At 32.3% G+C, this 248-nt stretch carries 1 protein-coding gene; it reads left to right on the top strand.

Annotated features, from left to right (window positions below):
- Positions 1 to 58: 58 nt before the first annotated feature.
- The coding region (locus tag SCA31_RS24840; RefSeq protein ID WP_410699618.1) for a hypothetical protein at positions 59 to 248 on the top strand (190 nt) is incomplete at its 3' end.

Here is a 248-nt window from a genome sequence, read left to right as displayed (position 1 = left end):
AAGAAAAATGAAAAAAAAGATTTACGGACTAATTATTCTCTGCCTTTTTACTAAAAATATGAGGGCACAAAATGGATATATTTATGTTCATAAAAAAGCTATAAGCGAGGTAGCCTCGCTTAATTTTAATTTTACTTTAACTGATTCTGGGGGGCTTCCTGTTTCCAATTTTACATTAAATGATAAACCAGACGGGTTTAATTCATTTGATTTAGGAAACAGCCATGGGACAGGAGAAGGACAGTTAT

Source organism: Chryseobacterium sp. SIMBA_028 (assembly GCF_046535285.1).
Taxonomy (GTDB): Bacteria; Bacteroidota; Bacteroidia; order Flavobacteriales; family Weeksellaceae; genus Chryseobacterium.
Note: the sequence above shows the minus strand (reverse complement) of the source record. Positions and strands in the feature narration are given on the sequence as shown.